12 protein-coding genes are annotated in these 20,283 nt (G+C 41.7%); 6 read left to right on the forward strand and 6 right to left on the reverse strand.

The window, feature by feature from the left end:
* Window positions 1–867 precede the first annotated feature (867 nt).
* Window positions 868–2,238 (reverse strand): Gfo/Idh/MocA family protein, encoded by a 1,371-nt coding sequence (locus IEY67_RS19325; RefSeq protein ID WP_229801135.1) that lies wholly within the window; start codon window positions 2,236–2,238, stop codon window positions 868–870.
* Window positions 2,239–2,525: 287 nt separating this feature from the next.
* Here IEY67_RS19325 and IEY67_RS19330 point away from each other — a divergent pair, with 287 nt between their 5' ends.
* From IEY67_RS19330 to IEY67_RS19350, 5 genes are all read left to right on the forward strand, one after another.
* A complete protein-coding gene (locus tag IEY67_RS19330; protein ID WP_183671900.1) occupies window positions 2,526–4,580 on the forward strand; it encodes an alpha-L-fucosidase in 2,055 nt (684 codons plus the stop codon).
* 631 nt (window positions 4,581–5,211) lie between these two features.
* Complete coding sequence (locus tag IEY67_RS19335) at window positions 5,212–8,424, forward strand: SusC/RagA family TonB-linked outer membrane protein (RefSeq protein ID WP_183671901.1); 3,213 nt, start codon at window positions 5,212–5,214, stop codon at window positions 8,422–8,424.
* A gap of 19 nt (window positions 8,425–8,443) precedes the next feature.
* On the forward strand, window positions 8,444–9,955 hold the full coding sequence (locus IEY67_RS19340; RefSeq protein WP_122375621.1) for a SusD/RagB family nutrient-binding outer membrane lipoprotein: 1,512 nt from the start codon (window positions 8,444–8,446) through the stop codon (window positions 9,953–9,955).
* Between the two features lie 21 nt (window positions 9,956–9,976).
* Window positions 9,977–10,681 carry a BT_2262 family domain-containing protein gene (locus tag IEY67_RS19345; RefSeq protein WP_009860786.1) on the forward strand — a complete coding sequence of 235 codons (705 nt, stop codon included), beginning with the start codon at window positions 9,977–9,979 and terminating at the stop codon, window positions 10,679–10,681.
* 13 nt (window positions 10,682–10,694) lie between these two features.
* Complete coding sequence (locus IEY67_RS19350) at window positions 10,695–11,195, forward strand: lipid-binding protein (protein WP_122375620.1); 501 nt, start codon at window positions 10,695–10,697, stop codon at window positions 11,193–11,195.
* A gap of 160 nt (window positions 11,196–11,355) precedes the next feature.
* Here the strand turns inward: IEY67_RS19350 and IEY67_RS19355 are convergent, their stop codons facing one another.
* Together IEY67_RS19355 and IEY67_RS19360 are read right to left on the reverse strand one after the other, a co-directional pair.
* A complete protein-coding gene (locus tag IEY67_RS19355) occupies window positions 11,356–13,713 on the reverse strand; it encodes an ABC transporter permease (RefSeq protein WP_183671902.1) in 2,358 nt (785 codons plus the stop codon).
* 141 nt (window positions 13,714–13,854) lie between these two features.
* Window positions 13,855–14,697, reverse strand: coding sequence for a LytR/AlgR family response regulator transcription factor (locus tag IEY67_RS19360; protein WP_183672045.1), 843 nt, complete (start codon window positions 14,695–14,697; stop codon window positions 13,855–13,857).
* 293 nt (window positions 14,698–14,990) lie between these two features.
* Here IEY67_RS19360 and IEY67_RS19365 point away from each other — a divergent pair, with 293 nt between their 5' ends.
* Entirely contained in the window at window positions 14,991–15,368 is a 378-nt protein-coding gene (locus IEY67_RS19365; protein WP_229801137.1) for an FN3 associated domain-containing protein, read from the forward strand.
* A gap of 74 nt (window positions 15,369–15,442) precedes the next feature.
* Here IEY67_RS19365 and IEY67_RS19370 read toward each other — a convergent pair whose 3' ends face one another.
* The 3 genes from IEY67_RS19370 to IEY67_RS19380 are packed head-to-tail and all read right to left on the reverse strand — an operon-like array spanning window position 15,443 to window position 20,273.
* Window positions 15,443–16,654 carry a glycoside hydrolase family 88 protein gene (locus IEY67_RS19370; protein WP_122357349.1) on the reverse strand — a complete coding sequence of 404 codons (1,212 nt, stop codon included), beginning with the start codon at window positions 16,652–16,654 and terminating at the stop codon, window positions 15,443–15,445.
* A gap of 33 nt (window positions 16,655–16,687) precedes the next feature.
* Window positions 16,688–18,505: a DUF4962 domain-containing protein gene (locus IEY67_RS19375; protein ID WP_229801138.1), complete on the reverse strand. Its 1,818-nt coding sequence runs from the start codon at window positions 18,503–18,505 to the stop codon at window positions 16,688–16,690.
* 34 nt (window positions 18,506–18,539) lie between these two features.
* The gene (locus tag IEY67_RS19380) at window positions 18,540–20,273 is read right to left on the reverse strand and encodes a RagB/SusD family nutrient uptake outer membrane protein (RefSeq protein WP_122357347.1); all 1,734 of its coding nucleotides are present in this window, start codon (window positions 20,271–20,273) and stop codon (window positions 18,540–18,542) included.
* Window positions 20,274–20,283 lie beyond the last annotated feature (10 nt).

Here is a 20,283-nt window from a genome sequence, read left to right on the forward strand (position 1 = left end):
GACTTGCATGTGTTAAGCCTGTCGCTAGCGTTCATCCTGAGCCAGGATCAAACTCTTCGTTGTTTAAATTGTTTTATGCTCTTGCTCAGAATCCGTTTTTTATTTCAAGTTTTTGACGGTATTAATTTTTAATACTTGTACTACTTGTTGATATGTAAATCTTTCAAAGAACTATTGCCCATCTTTCGATTGCGGCTGCAAAGGTAAGGACTTTATTTTAACTGCCAAATTTTTCAGAAGAAAAATTCAAAGTTTTTTTTGAGCCACTGCGACGGTTGGAATTTTGCTTAGAATCTCTAACCTCATCCCCTTTCCACAGGTTACCTCTTTCATCATTTCTGGTGTGCCGTTCTCTCTTGAATGCGGGTGCAAAAGTAGTGCTTTACAACATACGCTCCAAATATTTCATCCTTTATTTTTCATTTATTTTTCCACCGGAGAAACTGTTATATAATGTACGAACGAAAAAGCCTGAAAAAATATTCCTCGCTAACCGATACAATCCACATCTTTCGATTCTGACATACGTTTACTTTGGTCGTTTGTCAACTTATTTCAGGACAGGACAACCCATTCACTCATTCGTTCAATATATATCGAATGAATGAAACTCAATCATCAAACGAATGAAGCATATATGTGTTCTTTGCGTTTGATATATATCAAACGAATACTTTATACTGTAGCAAAGCTGAGTTCGATACAAGTCTTAATGATTTTGAATCAGAAGTTTTGACCTTTACTGAAAGTAGTTTACAGATAAACATATTGACATCAGCCATCTTTTACAGAAATATCAAAATAAAAACTCCAAATCCCTGTATTCAAGAATTTGGAGTTTCATCATTAAAAATTCATTTGTTCCATTTACATTACAGGAGCATCCGGAGCCTTACCCGGCTTTGGAGCTTCCCCTTCTTTATAGAAAGGTAACGGCCCCATCTTATATTCTTCCGGCCCATAATAAAGTGTCGATGCCATAATCTCATCCCAGGAAATCGGTTTTCCGGTGTAAGCAGCCTCACGTCCGAGAATTGCGATCTGCGTTGAATAAGCCAACGCTTCCGCCTGATTTATCTTTTTATCCAAACGGATCGATTCAACCAGGTGAACATGTTCCTGGTCATACGGATTTTTCACAGGCTTATTTTTATAATCATATTCCCAAAGCGTATTTCCATTATAATCGACAAGCTTGATCTCTCCTCTGTCGTTCAACAGAGCAACACCCTTGGTGCCATATACCTGCTCGGAAACATTTCCGTCGCAACCGTCGATCTGACGAGCAGTTGCTAACATGCGTTTGTTATTATTATAATAGTAGTCCACACTAAAGAAATCATAAATATCCCCTGTCAAACGTTGCGCACGGCCGCCGAAACCTACCGCACGAACAGGACGATCTTCCATGAACCAGGTAACAACATCTATGTTATGGATAGCCTGATCCAGCAGATGGTCACCACTTAACCATTTAATGTTAAACCAGTTACGAATACAATATTCCATGTCGCTCCATTCCGGACGTTTCCGTTTATTCCACCAGGCACCCTGATCCCAATGTGCTGAAGATGATACGACATCGCCTATCAATCCATTTTTCACTTGAACATAAGCCTCCCAATAGTCCTTACGATGCCGGCGCTGATTACCCGTAACAACAGTCAAACCTTTGGAAGTAGCCACCTTTGCTGCAGCAATCACCGTACGTATACCTGTAGGATCGACAGCACAAGGTTTTTCCATAAAAATATGCTTGCCTGCTTCAACGGCGGCTTTAAACTGTTCCGGACGAAAATGCGTAGGAGTACACAGCAGAACGACATCTATATCATTCATTGCCAAGACTTTTTTATACGCATCAAATCCTAAGAAACAGTTGGCATCAGGAACCTCATTTTTAAACTGTTCTGATAGTACTTTCCGGCAGGTAGCCATTCTATCCGGGAACAGATCGGCCAGCGCTATAATAGATACATTCGGTCCGGATTTAAGAAACTGAGTAGCCGCTCCGGTACCACGGTCGCCACAACCAACCAACGCAGCTTTTAAAGGTTTTCCATCAGGAGCCACTTCTACGAAAGAGAACATTCCCAATTCTTCCGGAGAATAATTCTTCGCAGCCGCACCTGCACCTTGTTTTTCTTGCGTACATGAAGTCATTACAGCCGACGACATACCTAATGGTATTCCGGCACCCAGCAATGCTGTGTTTGTTAAGAAATCTCTTCTTTTCATGGTATTTATTATAAAAATATAGTTATTAGACGCCCAAATATATGAATTCATTATCAACAAAGCAAACTTAAAACACATTTTATACATCACATTATTAAGTAGATAGATATATTTTACATGTATTTAATACAATAAGGTAAATAATATTGTACTAAATACGCCAAGTATCCTATCATACAGCTTTTGTCCTGTTATACAATAACTAAAAATATCAAAACAGACAGAAAAAACACCTGCGAAGCATATTTTTCGTACCTTTGAAGCATAAACAATAACATAAACGAACGATGAAAAGCACAAATTATCTTTTCCTCCTCGGACTAGGGCTTACAACTTTGATCTCCTGCAAAGAGGTAAACGCTCCCGATCCGGTTTATCCTATTCCCACGCCGGAACAGGTAGAATGGCACAAAATGGAAACTTATGCCTTTGTCCATTTTGGTTTGAACACATTTAACGATCTAGAATGGGGATATGGAAATACCCCTGCTTCGACCTTCAATCCTACTGATCTGGATTGCGAACAATGGGTCCGCACGATCCAGGCTGCGGGCTTAAAAGGAGTGATTCTCACAGCCAAACACCATGATGGTTTTTGTCTATGGCAGACTGCTACAACAGAATACAGTGTGAAAAACTCTCCCTGGGAAGGCGGAAAAGGAGATATGGTAAAGGAACTGTCCGATGCTTGTCATAAACACGGACTGAAATTCGGTATCTATCTTTCCCCCTGGGATCGTAACAGCGAAAACTATGGGCAACCGGGGTATGTAGATAAGTTCCATTCCCAATTACATGAACTGGTATGTAACTATGGCCCGTTATTCGAATACTGGTTTGACGGCGCAAACGGTGGCAACGGCTGGTATGGCGGTGCAAATGAAACCCGTTCTATCGACCCGAATACTTATTATAAATACGAACAGGCTGTCGACACAATCAAAAAATATAATCCATCGGTCATGATCTTCGGAGGAACCGAACCGACCATTCGCTGGATCGGAAACGAAGAAGGCTGGGCCGGTGATACACAATGGAGTATGTTTACGAAGAAAGACGGTATACATTACCGTCAGAGCCAATGGGGACTGGAAGATGGCGACCAATGGCTAGGTGGCGAATGCGACGTATCTATCCGCCCGGGTTGGTTCTACCATGCACGCGAAGATCACCAGGTAAAATCATTGTCACATCTGGTCGATCTGTATTACCGCAGTGTCGGACATAATGCGAACTTCCTGTTGAATTTCCCTGTCGCACTGAATGGAAAGATCAGTCCGACAGATTCCATCCGCGCTGTCGAATGGTATCAGACTATACAAAACGATCTTAAAAACAACTTACTGGAGAATGCTTCCGTAAAAGCCAGCAATTCCCGGGGTGGCCAGTTCACAGCGAATAAAGTCAATGACGGGAATTGGGATTCTTACTGGGCTACAGAAGATGGCGTCACAAATGCAACACTAACCTTTACATTCGATAAACCAACGGATGTAAACCGTCTGATGATCCAGGAATATATACCTCTGGGACAGCGCGTAAAAGCATTTACCATCGAAACGGAAAAAGACGGACAATGGACACCGGTCGAAGCTGCCGACTCAACGACTACCGTCGGCTACAAACGTATTGTCCGCTTCCAGACTGTCAATACCGATAAAATACGCATCAACTTCCTGGATGCACGTGGCCCGCTATGTATTAATAATGTAGAAGCTTTTCTTGCTCCGGCTCTGCTGACAGAACCAGCAATCAGTCGTGACCTGAAAAATATCGTTACCATCCGGGTGGAAGATAAAAATTCAGAAATCCACTATACAACCGACGGTTCGGAACCGACAAAGGACTCTCCCCGTTATACCGAACCGTTCGCCTTTGCTCAAAAAGGTACGATCAAGGCTATTTCATACGACCGTACATTCGACAAGGCCAGTCCGGTATCTGTAAAAGAGCTGGATATTCCGGCTTCCGACTACACAGTTGTCTACCCGAAGGATGAAAAAACAATTGTCATGTTCGACGGTAACGGATATACCACTTTCTATCTGCCGAAAGGAAAGCAGGAAGTGGAAATACAACTGGCTAACGAAATGCCGATATCCGGATTCCGGTATGTTCCCAATCAGGGACGCGATGCAGGAGGACATATTTCTAATTATCAACTATTTGTTAATAATAAGAAAGTGGCTGAAGGCGAATTCTCTAATATCAAACATAATCCGATAGAGCAGGAAATCCGTTTCCCGGCCGTAAAAGGAGATAAGATACGGTTCGTAGCAACACGGATTGTCGATAACCAGCCGCAAGCTGGGATTGGAGAGTTTTCAGTAATTACTGAATAAAACCGGTATTACAAAATCAATACGATTCAAATAAAAAAGAGTGTCGGACATATACGTTTCGACACTCTTTTCTTATATATACCACAATGACATTTTATTCAGGACAGCTTTTCTTTGATAAACACAATCTTACTTAGTTCTTGGAGAACTATGTCCATTTGGACTATCTTTATAGTTATAACAGAAACTGTTTTATAAAAATATCTTAGACTTAGGACGATAAACTTATTGGTGCTTGTTGTCGTTTTTTTTTGAGTTATTAGAAAACGTCGGCAAGTTATATAAAAATATTACAACTACAACCTTTTTTTACATAAAAAATCCAACAACACTAAATATTAAGCAGTGAGAGCCACCGAAAACGAACCAATGAAAGCTACTTCTTCACACCTTTTAAATGATAATTAACATCAAGCCCGCATGTTATAACAAATTTCCCCTTTGCCCCACCTGCAAAGAGCATGATACTCAACAAACTAAATTTCAAAGCAAGGGCACAATTCCTGCTATTTAGAACAAGATCATTAAACCTTCCTTATGACCAACAGACATAGTTCTCCAAGGACTCAGATATACCTTATTTAACCTTAGTGAAAATTGTAGTTATATTATATAATTTAATGTGTGTGAAATGAAAAAGTTAACTTTTACTTTACTGTGCCTTGTGATCTGCATGTGTACAGTAGTGGCTCAAAATGTGAAGGTGACAGGTACTGTTACCGCCGCAGATGACGGTCTACCGATTATTGGAGCATCAGTTCTTGTTAAAGGGACAATGATTGGTACAGTAACGGATGCCGAAGGTCGTTTCTCTTTGGATGTACCACCCGAGGGAAAAATTTTACAAATTTCGTATGTCGGTATGAACACGCAGGAAGTAGCTGTAAAGCCAGTTATTAAAGTGCTCCTGCAGTCAGACACCCAGAATTTGGAGGAAGTTGTCGTTACGGCAATGGGTATTACCCGCTCCGAAAAGACCCTGGGATATTCAGCAACGACCGTTAAGGCTGATGAAATTATCAGCTCACGTACGACCAATGTAGCCGATGCCCTTTCCGGTAAGGTAGCCGGATTATCGGTAAGCTCCACCTCTTCCGACCCAGGTTCGGTTAGTAACATTGTAATCCGTGGTTTCAGTTCTATCAACGGAAGTAATCAACCACTTTATGTAGTTGACGGTGTACCTTTACAGAATAATATGGTTTCCGGTGATGGCAAGAACGTAGCAACCGGAGGTATTTCAAGTGTGGCTTCTGAAGATATCGCTTCGATGACTGTATTAAAAGGTGCTGCTGCAACCGCCCTGTATGGTAGCCGTGCCGCTAACGGTGTGATCGTGATTACCACGAAATCAGGAAAGAAAGGCGACGGACGGAATTTCTCGATCAGCTACAGCGGCAATGTACAGGCTCGTATGGTCTCTTTCCTGCCGGAAATGCAGAACTCGTTCGGACAGGGATGGAACGGTGCACAGACATATATTGAGAATGGTTCCTGGGGTCCTCGCTTGGACGGATCAATGCAGGTGTATGGGCCTATCTGGAATAATCAGCAATTGATTCATGAATACAGTGCAAAAGAAAATAATGTAAAGGATTTCTTTGATCCGGGTTGGTCGCAGAACCATACAATTTCCTTGAGCGGTGTTTCTTCCGACACCAAGATGGATTATTATCTGTCTTATTCTTTTACGAAAGATGATGGTATCATGCCGAAAGATTATGATACATACGAACGTAATACGGTAGCTTTCCGTGGCGGCTATGAAGCGACAGACTGGTTGAAAGTGTCTTCTTCCCTTAATTTTGCACGCAGCCAGACAGATGCAGTCGGCAGTTTCCAAGGTACATCCGTAATCGACGGCGTGTTTGAGTTACCTCGCGACATCTCTATCGTGGACATGAAAGATACCAGTTCACCGTTCAATACGCCGGAAGCTTACTTTACTCCTTACGGCATCACCAACCCCTACTGGTCATTGGAAAACAATTACAACCATACGGCTTCGAAGCAAATTTACGGTAAAGTGCAGGTGGATGTCACTCCGATCAAAGAGTTGAAACTGTCCTATCGTATGGGCTTCGACTATACGGACTATGACCGTAAGGTAGGTGCTCCGCAAATTAAGCTGGACGACGCGCTGATCGACGAAGACTATGGATATGCTCCTTCCAACATGAACCAAAGTGGACATGTATATACCCGCTATGGCCGTCATTACGAATTGAATCACGATTTCCTGGCTAATTATTCTAAACGCTTCCTGGATAACAAGCTGGATGTGAGCGTAAATGCCGGTGTAAACATGAACGAACGCGGATATACGCGCACGACCGGCCAGACCGATGACTTGTCGTTCTATTCCGGATTCTGGGATCTGAGTAACGGTTCTACGAAAACAACATTGTCGGAAAGTCAGAATAAACGCCGTTTGGTTGGTCTCTTCGGAGATGTAACCCTTGGTTGGGACGATATGATTTACCTGAACCTGACCGCACGTAACGACTGGTCGTCTACATTGCCTATCGACAACAACAGTTTCTTCTATCCGGGTGCCACATTGAGTTGGATCTTTACCCGCCTAATCCCGGAAAATGAAATTCTTACTTTCGGAAAGGCTCGTTTGGCATATGGTAAGACCGGTAACGATGCAGATCCTTACCAGACAGGTCTGACTTATATACAAGGTACGGCAAATGGCTATTATGGCAGCGACATATCCAAGTTCCCGATGAACGGAGTGAATGCCTTTATAGCTTCCAATACAAAAGGCAGCAACACATTGCGTCCGGAAATGACATCAGAATTTGAAGTCGGCATGAACTTACAATTCTTCAACGGACGTTTCGGGATCGATGCAGCCTATTACAACCGTAAAACGAAAGACCAGATCTTTACTCTTCCGACCGATCCGTCAACAGGTTTCAGCTATATGGTAACCAACTTCGGTGAAGTCAGCAACAAAGGTATCGAATTAGTTATCAACACCACTCCGATACAGATTAAAGATTTTCGTTGGGATTTGAGTTTCAACTTCTCAAAAAACAACAACAAGGTACTTTCATTACCTGAAAGCCTGGAAGGCGGAAAAGTTTCCATCTATAACTTCTCTGCCGGTAACGATGCGATTTATATGTATGCCGAAGAAGGTAAGCCGATGGGGCAGTTCTATACTTACTTACCGAAGAAAACGGCAGATGGAAAGCCGATCGTAGACGCAAACGGTTATCCTGTTTTAGGCACATCTGTCGAAGATACCGGCAAAAACATGAATCACGACTGGACAGGCGGAATCAATACAGCTTTTACCTATAAAGATTTCACATTGAGCGCATCTTTGGATATTCGTAGCGGTGGTTATATGTTCTCACGTACGAAGAACCTGATGCAATTTACAGGTAACGGTGTAGTTACAACTTACAACGACCGTCGTCCGTTCATTATCCCCAATTCAGTCGTTGATAATGGCGATGGCAATTATACCGAAAACACCACCCCGATTTATCTGGGCAACGGCAGCTATCAAACCTATTTCAATGATTACGGATATGGAGATGGCGGAGAAGCTTATCTGCTCGATCGTTCATTCGTTAAATTGCGTAACATCAGCCTGACCTGGAATGTTCCGAGACAGTGGGTACGCAAGATGTCATTGAGCAATTTGGCCATTACGGCATTTTGTAATAATGTATTTACCTGGACCGCATCAGATAACCGCTACGTAGATCCGGAATCAACAACCGTATCACAGTCTTCTTATGGTGACCTGGCAACACAATTCGGTGAACTGTATACCAACCCGTCTTGCCGTATATTCGGATGCAACCTGAGTGTTAAATTCTAAAACGAGGAGAAAATAAAATATGAAAAAGATATTATTGGCATCTGCACTGCTTTTGGGTGTAAGCTTCACTTCTTGCAACAGCTATTTGGATATCAACACAGATCCCAATTCGCCAGCCGAGGAGAACATTGAGACTTCCATGTTAATGCCTGCCATCGAAATGAACACGGCTTCAAGCTATGGTAATTTTTTGCGCATCGCCGGAGGTTTCCATGCCCAGCAGTACGCGCACTTATTCGGAACAAGCAACTATTTGGACTATTCAAAGTTCAATATGTCGGCTACCCGCAGTAGCGGAACCTATACGCAATTCAATCAAAAAGCATTACAGAACCTGAAGACATTACTAACCAAGTCCGCAGAGCAGGAAGACTGGGGAACCTATCTGGCAGGAACGGTTTTGCGCGCGTTTGTTTACGAGGCTTTGGTTGATTGTTATGGCGAAGTGCCTTATACAGAAGCTCTGGATTTAGAAAACTTTCCGACTCCTAAATATGATGAAGGACAGGTGGTTTATGAAGGAGTGATTGCAGAAATCAATGAGGCGCTGGAAAAGGTTTCGGCATCGAATATTGTATGCACCAACTTCCTTTTCCCGTCTTCAACGGCCGACAAATGGATCAAGTTCGCCAATGCATTGAAGTTGAGGATGCTGATGCGTATATCCGGTGTGAAAGACGTACAATCAGAAGTGGCTGCTTTATTGGCAGAAAACAACTTCCCAACCACCGACGTTTCTTATAAAGGATGTTGGAAGAACGAACCAGGGCAGATGAACCCGTTCTATTCGGAAGAATTTGCTACGACCTGGGGATCTACGCAAACCAATATCGCTGCCAACCTGGCGATCATCGGTACGATGCAAGTAAAGAACAGCGAAGGCGCTATCGAATATGAAGATCCTCGTTTGGCTGCTTTCTTTCAAAAAAACAAAAGCAATGAATATATCGGCGGTATTTCAGGAACCAACTATCCGAAGTCTACCAGTAAATTGCAGGATTGGTGCCGTCCGGTGGCCACATTCGATATGCCGGTTTACCTGATCACCGTATCAGAAGTTGAATTCTTCAAGGCTGAATATTATGCACGTTATGGATCTGCAGCCGATGCCGCCACTCATTATGCGGCCGCCATCGAGGCTTCTTTTGCTTCTGCTAACGTAAGTGGAGCTGCCGACTATGTAGCCCGTTATCCGTTCGATGCTTCCAATTATAAAAAGAGTATCGGTATCGCAAAATGGGTCGCTCTTTCCGGTGTCAACCCGTTCGAAGCCTGGTGTGAGATGCGTCGTTTGGATTACCCCACATTCGGTACAGCCAAAGGTAGCGACTTTTATACCGAAGGCGATCAGGAATCATACAATACATCCAAATATGTTCCCGGTACGTTGTACACGCCGATTCAGGTATTTGGCGAAGTGGGTGCAAATAAATTGCTGGAACGTTATCCGTATGCAGAAAGTTCTTCTTCCCGTAATGAGAACACACCGGCATTCCCGGGATATACGTCACCGGTGTTCTGGGGTAAATAATTTAATTTAAAAGAGAGAATTATGAAAAAAGTAATTTATAGTTTATTGCTTTTTTGCGGTCTTTTCGGTTTATGGGGCTGCGAGAAAACGACAGAAGGTCTGACTAAAGTGACCTATTATGTGAACTTCGAACTGAATGGTGATGATCCCATGCTGGTACCGGTGGGCAGTACATTCTCTGATCCCGGTGTTGTTGCCATGGAGGGAGAAGAAGACGTGACCGCTTCGGTAACTGTCAATAGTGATGTGAAAGCTGATCAAATCGGTCTATATTCCGTATCTTATTCAGCGACGAATGCGGATGGATTCTCCAGTTCGGTTAAACGCACGGTGGTTGTTTATGATCCGGAGGTCACAACAGATGCTTCCGGTGATTATACGGTAGACTCAAGCGTCAGTTATCGAAATATGAATGGTCAACAAGCTCCATTCAAAGGAGATTTCAGTGTATCTGTTACTTTGGTAGCACCAGGCATATTTGCCGTATCCGATTTTCTGGGAGGTTGGTATGACCAAGGAGCCGCTTACGGTGCAGCTTATGCCATGAAAGGCTATTTCAAACTGAATGCAGACAATACGATCGAACCGCTCAGTAGTTTGCTTGCTGGTTGGGGCGACTCCATGGACAGCATGAAAGAGGGGAAATATGACCCGGAAACAGGACAGATTTCCTGGTATATCGACTATGCAGGGACGATGACATTCTATGTAATAATGAACAAATAAACGGATAGAAATTATGAATAAACATATTATTTGGCTATTTACCCTGCTGGTATTCGTATTGGCAGGTTGCGAAAAAGACGAAATAGGCAACACAGCAACCGAAGCACTTGCCGGTGAATGGAAAGTGACGGTAGATGCGGTAGATGAAGGAGGTAATGTCATTGCCGAAGATTTCAACGGAATTGGGCATATCCTGATGAATACCTATAACACGGCAGCAAATACACCCACCGAAATGTATGTAGACGATATAGGCCACTTTTGGGAATATAAAGTACGGGTTAAATCGGATGTCAATGCGTTGACATTTGCGACTAATGGTGCTGCTCCCAATGAAGCCTACGAATGTGATGTGACGATTGACGGCGGTAAGATCTTATTAGGAGCTGCTACGACACCTCACGGAACACCGGCGGACAGTATTGTCTATTATATCTCATTCAGCGACGATGAACCCGGTATGAGGTATAAAGTTTCCGGATATCGCTATTCAGGACTTGCCGTTGACGATTAATATATAAGAACTATTTATAAAACATAACACGTTAACCAAAAATCTTGCTAGACACACTCGACCGGAGTTAGTAGTGATACCAGCTCCGGTCTTTATTATACATAATATCAAATTAGTCTAATGTAATTATTTATACTTCGATACCAATTCAAAGGTGATTTTATTCAGACTTGATCACTTCCGACGGGTTCAACCGTGAAATCAACCAAATACGATATGCGACAGTTATAAATACAATTGCTGCAGTAAGAAATAGAATGCCCAGCCACATAAAAGGATAATTCAACCACTGTGGAGAGATGATCATCTCCGATTTTATCAGAGAATGCAAAAACAAATAGACGATCGCCAGCGAGGGAATAGCCGCAACCAGCAGTAAGCGAATATACAATTTTCCGAATAAAAGAGCGATCACCCGCGGACCGGCACCATTGATCTTCCGTATGGCTACTTCTTTTTGACGGCTACGCGTATCGAGTGTAATAGCTGAGTAGATTCCCAAAACAGTTATGATCAAGCTAATCACAGACAACAATGTAAACAGATCACTCATCAACTCCGCTCCCCCATTATACCGGAAACGCTCTTCCTGTTTAGTAGTCAGCTCGAAAGGAATAGACTCCGGCAACCAATTACGAACGATATGGAGTACTTCTTTTCGAATATTTTGTTCCTGACCGGGCGTACATTTTATATAAACGACCCTGTAATCCGTTTTTTCCGGTATTGACAGGAGTGTAAAACGATGATATTGATGTGCCTTTGCTATTTGTTCCCTGTTGTACAACGGTTCAAAAGGTAATTGTTCATACACGCCGGTGATCTGAAACACCCGGTCGCCCAACAATACAGACGAAGGATTCTCCTCCCCTTCTTTCTCCAATTCCCAGATAAGCGAACGCGATACAACTATTTCAGTAGGAGCCTGCGGCATTCTTCCTTCTATCCTCAGGTTCATAAATTCCGGATAGTTGTCACTGACAAAATACTGTATTCCGTGTATATTCTCCTCTTTCTTTGTTTTGTAATCGGGATACCGGCCAATATTATCCAACAAAATATCCTCTACACCGGCAAGTGTACGGATACGGGAAACAATTTCCTCTCCATGTCCCTGCAATTGAGGTTCCCAAAGCTCCATTTTCCAAATACGGGAACATTCCTCTTCGGTCAGCGTATTATTTCTCTTTTCATTTACAAGCCGATATACATGTCCTAATCCAATTGCACCAGCCATAAAGAGAAAACAGATGAACAGTTGCACCCCTAACATAAAATTACGTACACCGTGCTTTTGGGATTTCCCTCCTTTCACCCCTTCAGACAGGGAAAGACGTTTGATACGGAAAATAGCCCAGGCCGCTATCAGCAAACAGATAACAAATAAGATACACAAGTATTCTAATTCTTGCCGGATAAGAACAGAAAGATCAATAATCTCACTTTCGTTTAAAACCGCTTTATTAGCAATATATTGGTAATAAACAGGAATAAGCCATTCAACCATGACAAAACTAACAAATGCCGACGCAATAAAAAGAATGGCAATCTCACTGAAAAGAAGATAAAACAATCCTACCGAATCAGAACCCAGACATTTTCGTAAACTCAGCTCCCGCGTTCGGTTGTAAAACGACTGGATACAGAATTTAAGAAAATTAATCATGGCTGCTATCAATACCAAAGCTCCAATCAATGGAATGAAAAGAATTGCCCCTAAATTATCTGGTTTATATAATTCTTCCTTAAAGGTCATAACACTCAAATAGTTCTCATTTTCATTACCAAATGCTGCTATTTGCTTTTTTAATCGTTGATTCACAACGGCACTCGGTACATCTTTATTAAGCAATGCAACCACATTCAAGTATTTCCGTTCCGGGTTAATCATAGCTGTTTCAGGAAAATAAAGATCGCTCTTTTCCCGTGCACCATCCGGCAGGTCACAAATTACGGCACTTATGGTGGAATACTGTATAGCAGAAGTATCGGTATCTGCCCGACTGAAATAAAGCGTTTTGCCAATAGGATCTTCCTTTCCGAACATCTTCCGGGCAGATGATTCACTAACCCAGACTTCCCCCGGTTTCAAAACAGGAGTTAACCCTTCAAGGGTTTGCATACCGAAAATAAAAGGAAAATCTTTCGTGATATTCTGAAAACTACACTGGAAAGGCTCTTCTTGCTGAGCAGCTTTACAAATAGTAATATTAGCCCTTCCGTAACCGTATGAATAGGCTATTTTCTCCATTCCGGCTACCGGATTGCTCATCAATAGCTGTAATTCTTTCCCGGGAATATAGGGGTCGTCGTAGTTATTTTTTGCCGATTTCACATACATGTTCGCTATCCTGTCGCTATTGCTCCAACCGATAAACTGGTTATTGCTTCTCCTTATATAATAAGAAGTCATACTGAAACATAGTAGTCCGATCGCAATGCCAATGATGGAAAGCAAATATTGAACTTTGTTTTTAAGTATTTGCCGGATAGCAATCTTTAAATAGTGCTTTATCATAATACAATATCTTTTGTTTTCATACAACAAAAGTTATGCCACCGACATAACAATCTGAATAACTGAATATTACAGATATCACTCTTCTATTAAAACTGTGTGGTTCCGCACGAACAACGTTCTTATTCGCACAAAATAGGATCATGAGGAATAGGTCATAAACCAATGCGTAACTTTCTCGCTATATGTCTTCGAGATCGGGATATCCGGGACCATTTCCACACCCAATTCAAGATAAACGCCGTCTTTTTCACGACGGATCACTTTTACCTGGTCGAAATTGACCATGTAAGAACGATGACAACGCAAGACATTCGTTTCTGCCAGACTCTCTTCGATCGCCTTCAACGAATTGCGAAGCATGAACTTCGTCAACACACCTTTATTCAGATACCAGATACAGACATAATTATCTGCAGATTCTATATATAAAAGATTCGTCCGCTTCACTGATAAACGCAACTCATGTTTCTCATCATAAAAAGAGAAGACAGACAATTTGTTCGCAACTTCTGCCCTGTCCTCCTCCAACAACCTCAATTGCCGCTCTTTCTCCTGATAAGAAAAATAAAGATGCAAAGCCGAATAAGGTAATAATAGAACCAGACTTGTATTGATCGCCGATTCTTTGAATACACTTAAATATTCACGTTCCGGATTTAACACCAATGTATAGATCGTATAAAACAGAGACATAAAAAATATCTCCAGAATAATCCATAACGAATATCCTCCGACCGATATATCATGCTTCCTACCCCAATAATACATAACGATCCGGCTGATCACCACTACCAATACGCCAGTAAGGATTATCAGGCTGGAGAACACAAAAAACTTAAATTCCGAAACCGGATACCAATTGGATGAGCTGAACGGCTTATAAATATTGATAAACACCAAAGCGAAAAGTGCTGTCAGCAGAACCAGGCGAACGATGTTCGACTTCTCATAAATATAAGCGGGTATTTTATGACCGAGCATTCCCATATCTTTTGCCTCTTATTTGGTAACAAATGTAATAGTAAATCCCGAAACATTCACCCCGCATATAAAAATTTCACCCCACTATTCGGGTTTATGCCCCTCCCGCAGTTCACCGGAACCATTTATTTGCAAGGATTGTTTTAATAGTGTTTGTTTGCATCAAAAATCGATTGTTATGGATATCTCACTTCGCACACAACAGCTGAACAGCCTTTTCTCGTATGATAAAAAGGCACACCTGGAAGAGAGCCGCCTGGAAATAACTCCCTTTCGTTTTACGCAGACAATAGGTGCCAGCGAAATTAACGAATTCCAGAAAGAGCTCGGAACCGACAAAAGATTCCCCCCGTTATACCGAACCTTTTGCATTTGCTCAAAAAGGAACAATCAAGGCTACCTCGTATGACCGAACTTTCGACAAGAGCAGTCCGGTTCCCGTAAAAGAGTTGGATATTCCGGCATCCAACTACACTGTCATTTATCCAAAAGACGAAAAAACAATAGCGATGTTCGACGGCAACGGATATACGACATTCTATTTACCGAAAGGAAAACAGGAAATCCGTTTCCCGGCTGTAAAAAGAAACAAGATACGGTTTGTAGCAACTCGCATCATCGATAATCAACCTCTGGCAGGGATCGGCGAGTTTTCTGTAATTACAGAATAAATTGTACAGGCACATAATCCTTTGATCCAATTCAAAGATTATGTGCCATACAATACAAAGAGAGTCTTGTGCTGTTACGAATTATACTTATTTTCTATATCCCTTTTCCGTTTTAATGCCTCCAAGAAATAATAATCAGCATAGTTGAGTGGAACATCTATTTCACCATTATGAGGTATACTTCCCACACAATGCATTAATAGAAAATTCCCATTCTTTCCCAATTCCGCACGATATGCCGGAGAAGCCAAGCTCTCCATAATACGGTCAGCATATGCCTTATATATCTGCGGTTCAGAGACTCCCATCGTCGTTATCTCATATAAGGCAGAAGCGATACAAGCCGCAGCCGAAGCATCCCGATAGTCATTTGGTATGTTAGGAGCATCCATATCCCAGTAAAAAATAAAATCATCAGGAGTATTTTTATGAGTAAACATAAAATGGATTGATTTTAACGCCTGGTCTATATATTTTCGGTCTCCCGTTTCACGATAACAAAGCGTTAACCCATAGATACCCCAGGCTTGCCCACGGCTCCATGCCGATTCATGTGCATATCCCTGTGCAGTATGACGGAAACGAACGGAACCATTCTCCATACTGTAATCTACCACATGATAACAGCTGCCATCCGGACGATACTGTTCCTTCATGGTACGATCCACATGGGAAACAGCAATCTTATAGAATGTCGAATCGCCGGACAATTTTGTTGCAGCAAATAATAACTCCAGGTTCATCATATTATCAATAATGACAGGACATTCCCAACCGCGTTCGGAAATCCATCCCCTGTCAACATTCCAGGACTGAATGATACCCGCCACAGGCCGGAAACGGGTCGATAAAGACCGGGCTGCCTCAACAATCACATTTTTATACTCCTCATTTCCTGTTAAACGTAATCCATTGCCGAAACTGCAATAGATCATAAAACCGACGTCATGATTCCATGTAATGTTTTTGGCATCCTTAACCTCCTCTGTATACTTTCGGGCTATAGGTAACAACGTCTTATCTCCCGTCAATTCATACAAATACCATATAGAACCTGGAAAAAAACCGCTTCGCCAGTCGGTCAGATTACAGTAATAAACGGAGCCGTCTGAATTCAATGTAGTCGGATTCATAAACTTACCGCTTTCTTCAATAAGTTTTATCTCATTACCTATCTGTTTATGGGCAAACTCAACATTTTCTTCAATAAACTCCTTCTTCACTTCACTACATGAAATCAACGCAGCACAGAAAGCTATACCCATTAAATACTTCATTTTTACCATATTTATATATTTATTTTTGATGTAATTACATGTCTAATCTCCTGATAATAAAACTTTGATTACCTGTATGGTGCTATTTGAGACCGAAGCTGATAAAACCGTATAACCTTCTATAAGTTTTTCATTTTCCGTCTCTCTTTTTGCCCTTTTTGTTGTAAACGAAGCATTAACCGGCGATTCAATCTTCAAAGAGAATGATTTACCATCTTTTCGTAAAATTGCCGTATTTCCATTACACTCAACATCGGCAGAAGTAATCACAGACCATTGTACCGATTGCTCCGTATTTTTTAACCCTACGCTGTCCGTAATCATTATCCGGGTATCATCCAATAAACAGAAAGTTCGGTAAACAAAGCGGCTCTGTTCCTGATAAGCCGTACTCATATCCATTGTTACAAAAGGGCGAACAGCTTTATCGTCACAATCTTTGATCTCTCCCATCCCAGCTGAATTTTGTAATTGATTATCGATCGACAGAGTATTATGACTAAAATTGGAATTCCTGAAATAAGTCCACCTCCGGCCGTCCGGCTTATAATCCCAGAATCCGGGCAAACTGTAATTATCCGTCCCCAGATCATCAGTCCACCTTATCCCGTTTGTTTCTACAATGAAAGTTCCGATATCCAACTGTTGATGTGCCATATCCGGATCGCCGGTCTTAGCGATCAGATAAATACTGTTGGATACATTCCTGTCTCCATTAAATACAACAATATCATTTATTCCTCTGTAGACGTTTAACTTCGGCAAGGTTTCTGAAGCAGAAAAAGCTGTATCATACCAGGGAATAGACAAAAAATAAAATCTGAAATAATTCCCGCTTTGTACTGTTTCCGAAAGGACCTTCCTATAAAACGATGCAGCTTCCGGCTGATTGAATGCTTTACTGAAATAAAAATAAATAGGTTCTGCTGTCGGCGCCGTACTTCCGGAATTAGCAAAATTAAATATCTTGCCTGAAGGACTTGTGCTATGCATATAATACAAAACACTTTTATCCACACCCTGCATTTCAGAAAGCCCGAAATCCTGTCCGAGATTATCATTCAAAGCTTTTAATAAGAGCGAAAGATACATATTGGTATATCCCCAATAGGCAGGTCCTTCATAACAAACTCCATCCGGTGCCAGATGTTTTAGACAATTAGGTACATACTTTACAGCTTCACCGATAATATGTTGAGTAAGTTCAGGATAATATTCCTCAATGGCTAAAGCTCCTAATACCATCCCTGTATTACAAACCACATTCCAGTTCGTCTCACGTTTGGCCCAAGAATCACTGTTACCGTTTTTATACTCTTCGACAACAAGATCCAATGCTTTCGTTTTAATAGAACTGACAATCAATCGTTTTGTCACAGGAGACAGCACATCATATAACCAGTCATATCCAATAGCAACCGCAGTCGTCATTTCTGCAACATCTAGATAATGGGCTGGATCCCAATCCTGATAATTACAAACATGCACCAATTCCTTTTCTGCCTTCTCAGCAAACCGTTTATCTCCACTGAGCCGGTAAGCCAGGGACAGGTTAACCATTCGGTATACCTGTTCACGACTGACCGACAATATATCTTTCGTCTGTTTAACCTTCATGCGCGGATCCTCCTGTAATGGAACAACCAATAATCGTTCCGCTTCCTTCATCAAACCGGCACGTAAGCTATCCAATAAAGGTTCTCTACCCACTAAAGCCTGAACTCTTTGTTCTTCCTGTTTACTAAACAGTAACCTGGGATGCTGCTGCAACATCCTTTCCCGGAAAAGGACCGATGTTTCTTTACAATTGACTACCAAAGAAAACAAGAAGAATAAGCTCACTAAACCAATAAATCTCATAAATTGATACATTAAAATTACATTTTGAATGGATTTACCATCCCGGATTCTGCTTCAACGCTTCGTTGCGCTCTATCTCCACACCAGGTATAGGCCAAAGCATATCCCGTTCGGAAAATTTATGAGTATAGATAAACTCACCATAAATATTGATTGCATCTACCTCACTCATAGCCTTGCTTGCTATTTCCCATCCCCAACGGCGCAAATCACTGAAACGTAATCCTTCTCCCGCAAACTCAACAGCACGTTCTTTTCGTATACGTTCAGCCATCTGCTCTTTGGATGTAACAAGCATCCAGGCAGGACCAGAGTTTAATCCGGGCATATCCACTCTGGCTCTTACCTTATTGAATTCGGTAACCGCTTTATCCAATTGGTTATTTTCATTATAGGCTTCCGCCAACATCAGCAATACATCCGCATAACGAATCAGAGGAAACTCAAAAGGAGTGTGTAAACGGTCACTAATAGCTCCCCCAAGATCATATTCAGCTACAAATTTGCGATACAAATAAGATATCCAACCTTTATTATTTCGTATGGTTCCCTGATTTTCATTTCCTTGCACATTATGGTCCATCGCAAACAACATATCCCGTGGAGTCGTCTTTCCGATACAACCTTTATAAATAGAATAAGGGACAATCAAAGTAGCCATCATACGAGGATCCCTGCTTTTATATACATTCAATATTTGCGCTGTATCTACATCTCTCAATCCAATAACAGCCCCTGACGCATCCATATCTACACTAAACAATTCTTTACGCTGATCCGGAGTAGCTTCATTGTATCCGGGAAAAACATCATTCCAACTGAAAGGACGGCCATCTTTGAGTTCATACATATCTGCCAATTGGGTGGAAGGAACAGTATTGTTCCAACAACTACCAAACGCACTGCGTGTCCCCATCAATGCTTGCATAGCCATACCATACTCTGTTCCGACACCACTTTTATTCTGTACAGAAAAGATCATCTCAGAACTCTTATCTCCATTATAAAGTTTAAATATATGAGCATAATCAGTGTCTAGGTCATATCCATAATTGTTAGACTTGTTATTGACAATCTCTTCAAAATCCGCAATAGCATTCTGCCATTCTTTATTATAAAGATAAACTTTTCCACGCAAAGCATAGGCTGCCCCTTTCGTCGCACGACCATAATCAGAATCATTATGCCTGACCGGAAGATAAGCGACAGCCTCATTCAAGTCACTGATGATATGTACACGGATCTCTTCCGCGGAGCTTCTGGGTTTCTTCAAGCCAACGTATTCCACATTCAGATTCGTCGTTTCATCATAGTAAGGAACACCGCCGTATAAGTCCAACAGAGTAAAATAAAACATTCCCCGCAGGAATCTGGCTTCAGCCATATACTCCTTTTTTTGTTCCTCGGTAAGAACATCCATAGTCGGTATGACCCGAAGGTAGCTGTTAGCTCTCTGAATCCCATCATACATCGTTTGCCATTTGGATTGAATTTCTGCTGAACGATCAGAATAAGTACCCAGATACATCATATAATAGTCATATCCATAAGCAATATCAGCCAGGTGATCGAATAAAAACTGGTAACCGTAGGCGTGATTATCCCGCAACATGCCATAAATTCCCATCAATCCTTGTTTCGCATGTTCTTCCGTTTGGTAGAAAAGGTTCTCACTTACTTTATCACCGGGATAAGTATTAAGATCATAACATCCGTTGAATGTGGCAGATGTCAATAAAATAGAAATATATATCAGTATTTTTTTCATGGTTCAAAAT

Source organism: Parabacteroides faecis, assembly GCF_014647375.1.
GTDB classification, from domain to species: Bacteria; Bacteroidota; Bacteroidia; order Bacteroidales; family Tannerellaceae; genus Parabacteroides; species Parabacteroides faecis.

Excerpts from the sequence above, each read along its gene's own strand:
- IEY67_RS19325 (WP_229801135.1), bottom strand. The coding sequence starts at position 2,238 with ATGAAAAGAAGAGATTTCTTAACAAACACAGCATTGCTGGGTGCCGGA.
- IEY67_RS19330 (WP_183671900.1), top strand. The coding sequence starts at position 2,526 with ATGAAAAGCACAAATTATCTTTTCCTCCTCGGACTAGGGCTTACAACT.
- IEY67_RS19335 (WP_183671901.1), top strand. The coding sequence starts at position 5,212 with ATGAAAAAGTTAACTTTTACTTTACTGTGCCTTGTGATCTGCATGTGT.
- IEY67_RS19340 (WP_122375621.1), top strand. The coding sequence starts at position 8,444 with ATGAAAAAGATATTATTGGCATCTGCACTGCTTTTGGGTGTAAGCTTC.
- IEY67_RS19345 (WP_009860786.1), top strand. The coding sequence starts at position 9,977 with ATGAAAAAAGTAATTTATAGTTTATTGCTTTTTTGCGGTCTTTTCGGT.
- IEY67_RS19350 (WP_122375620.1), top strand. The coding sequence starts at position 10,695 with ATGAATAAACATATTATTTGGCTATTTACCCTGCTGGTATTCGTATTG.
- IEY67_RS19355 (WP_183671902.1), bottom strand. The coding sequence starts at position 13,713 with ATGATAAAGCACTATTTAAAGATTGCTATCCGGCAAATACTTAAAAAC.
- IEY67_RS19360 (WP_183672045.1), bottom strand. The coding sequence starts at position 14,697 with ATGCTCGGTCATAAAATACCCGCTTATATTTATGAGAAGTCGAACATC.
- IEY67_RS19370 (WP_122357349.1), bottom strand. The coding sequence starts at position 16,654 with ATGGTAAAAATGAAGTATTTAATGGGTATAGCTTTCTGTGCTGCGTTG.
- IEY67_RS19375 (WP_229801138.1), bottom strand. The coding sequence starts at position 18,505 with ATGAGATTTATTGGTTTAGTGAGCTTATTCTTCTTGTTTTCTTTGGTA.
- IEY67_RS19380 (WP_122357347.1), bottom strand. The coding sequence starts at position 20,273 with ATGAAAAAAATACTGATATATATTTCTATTTTATTGACATCTGCCACA.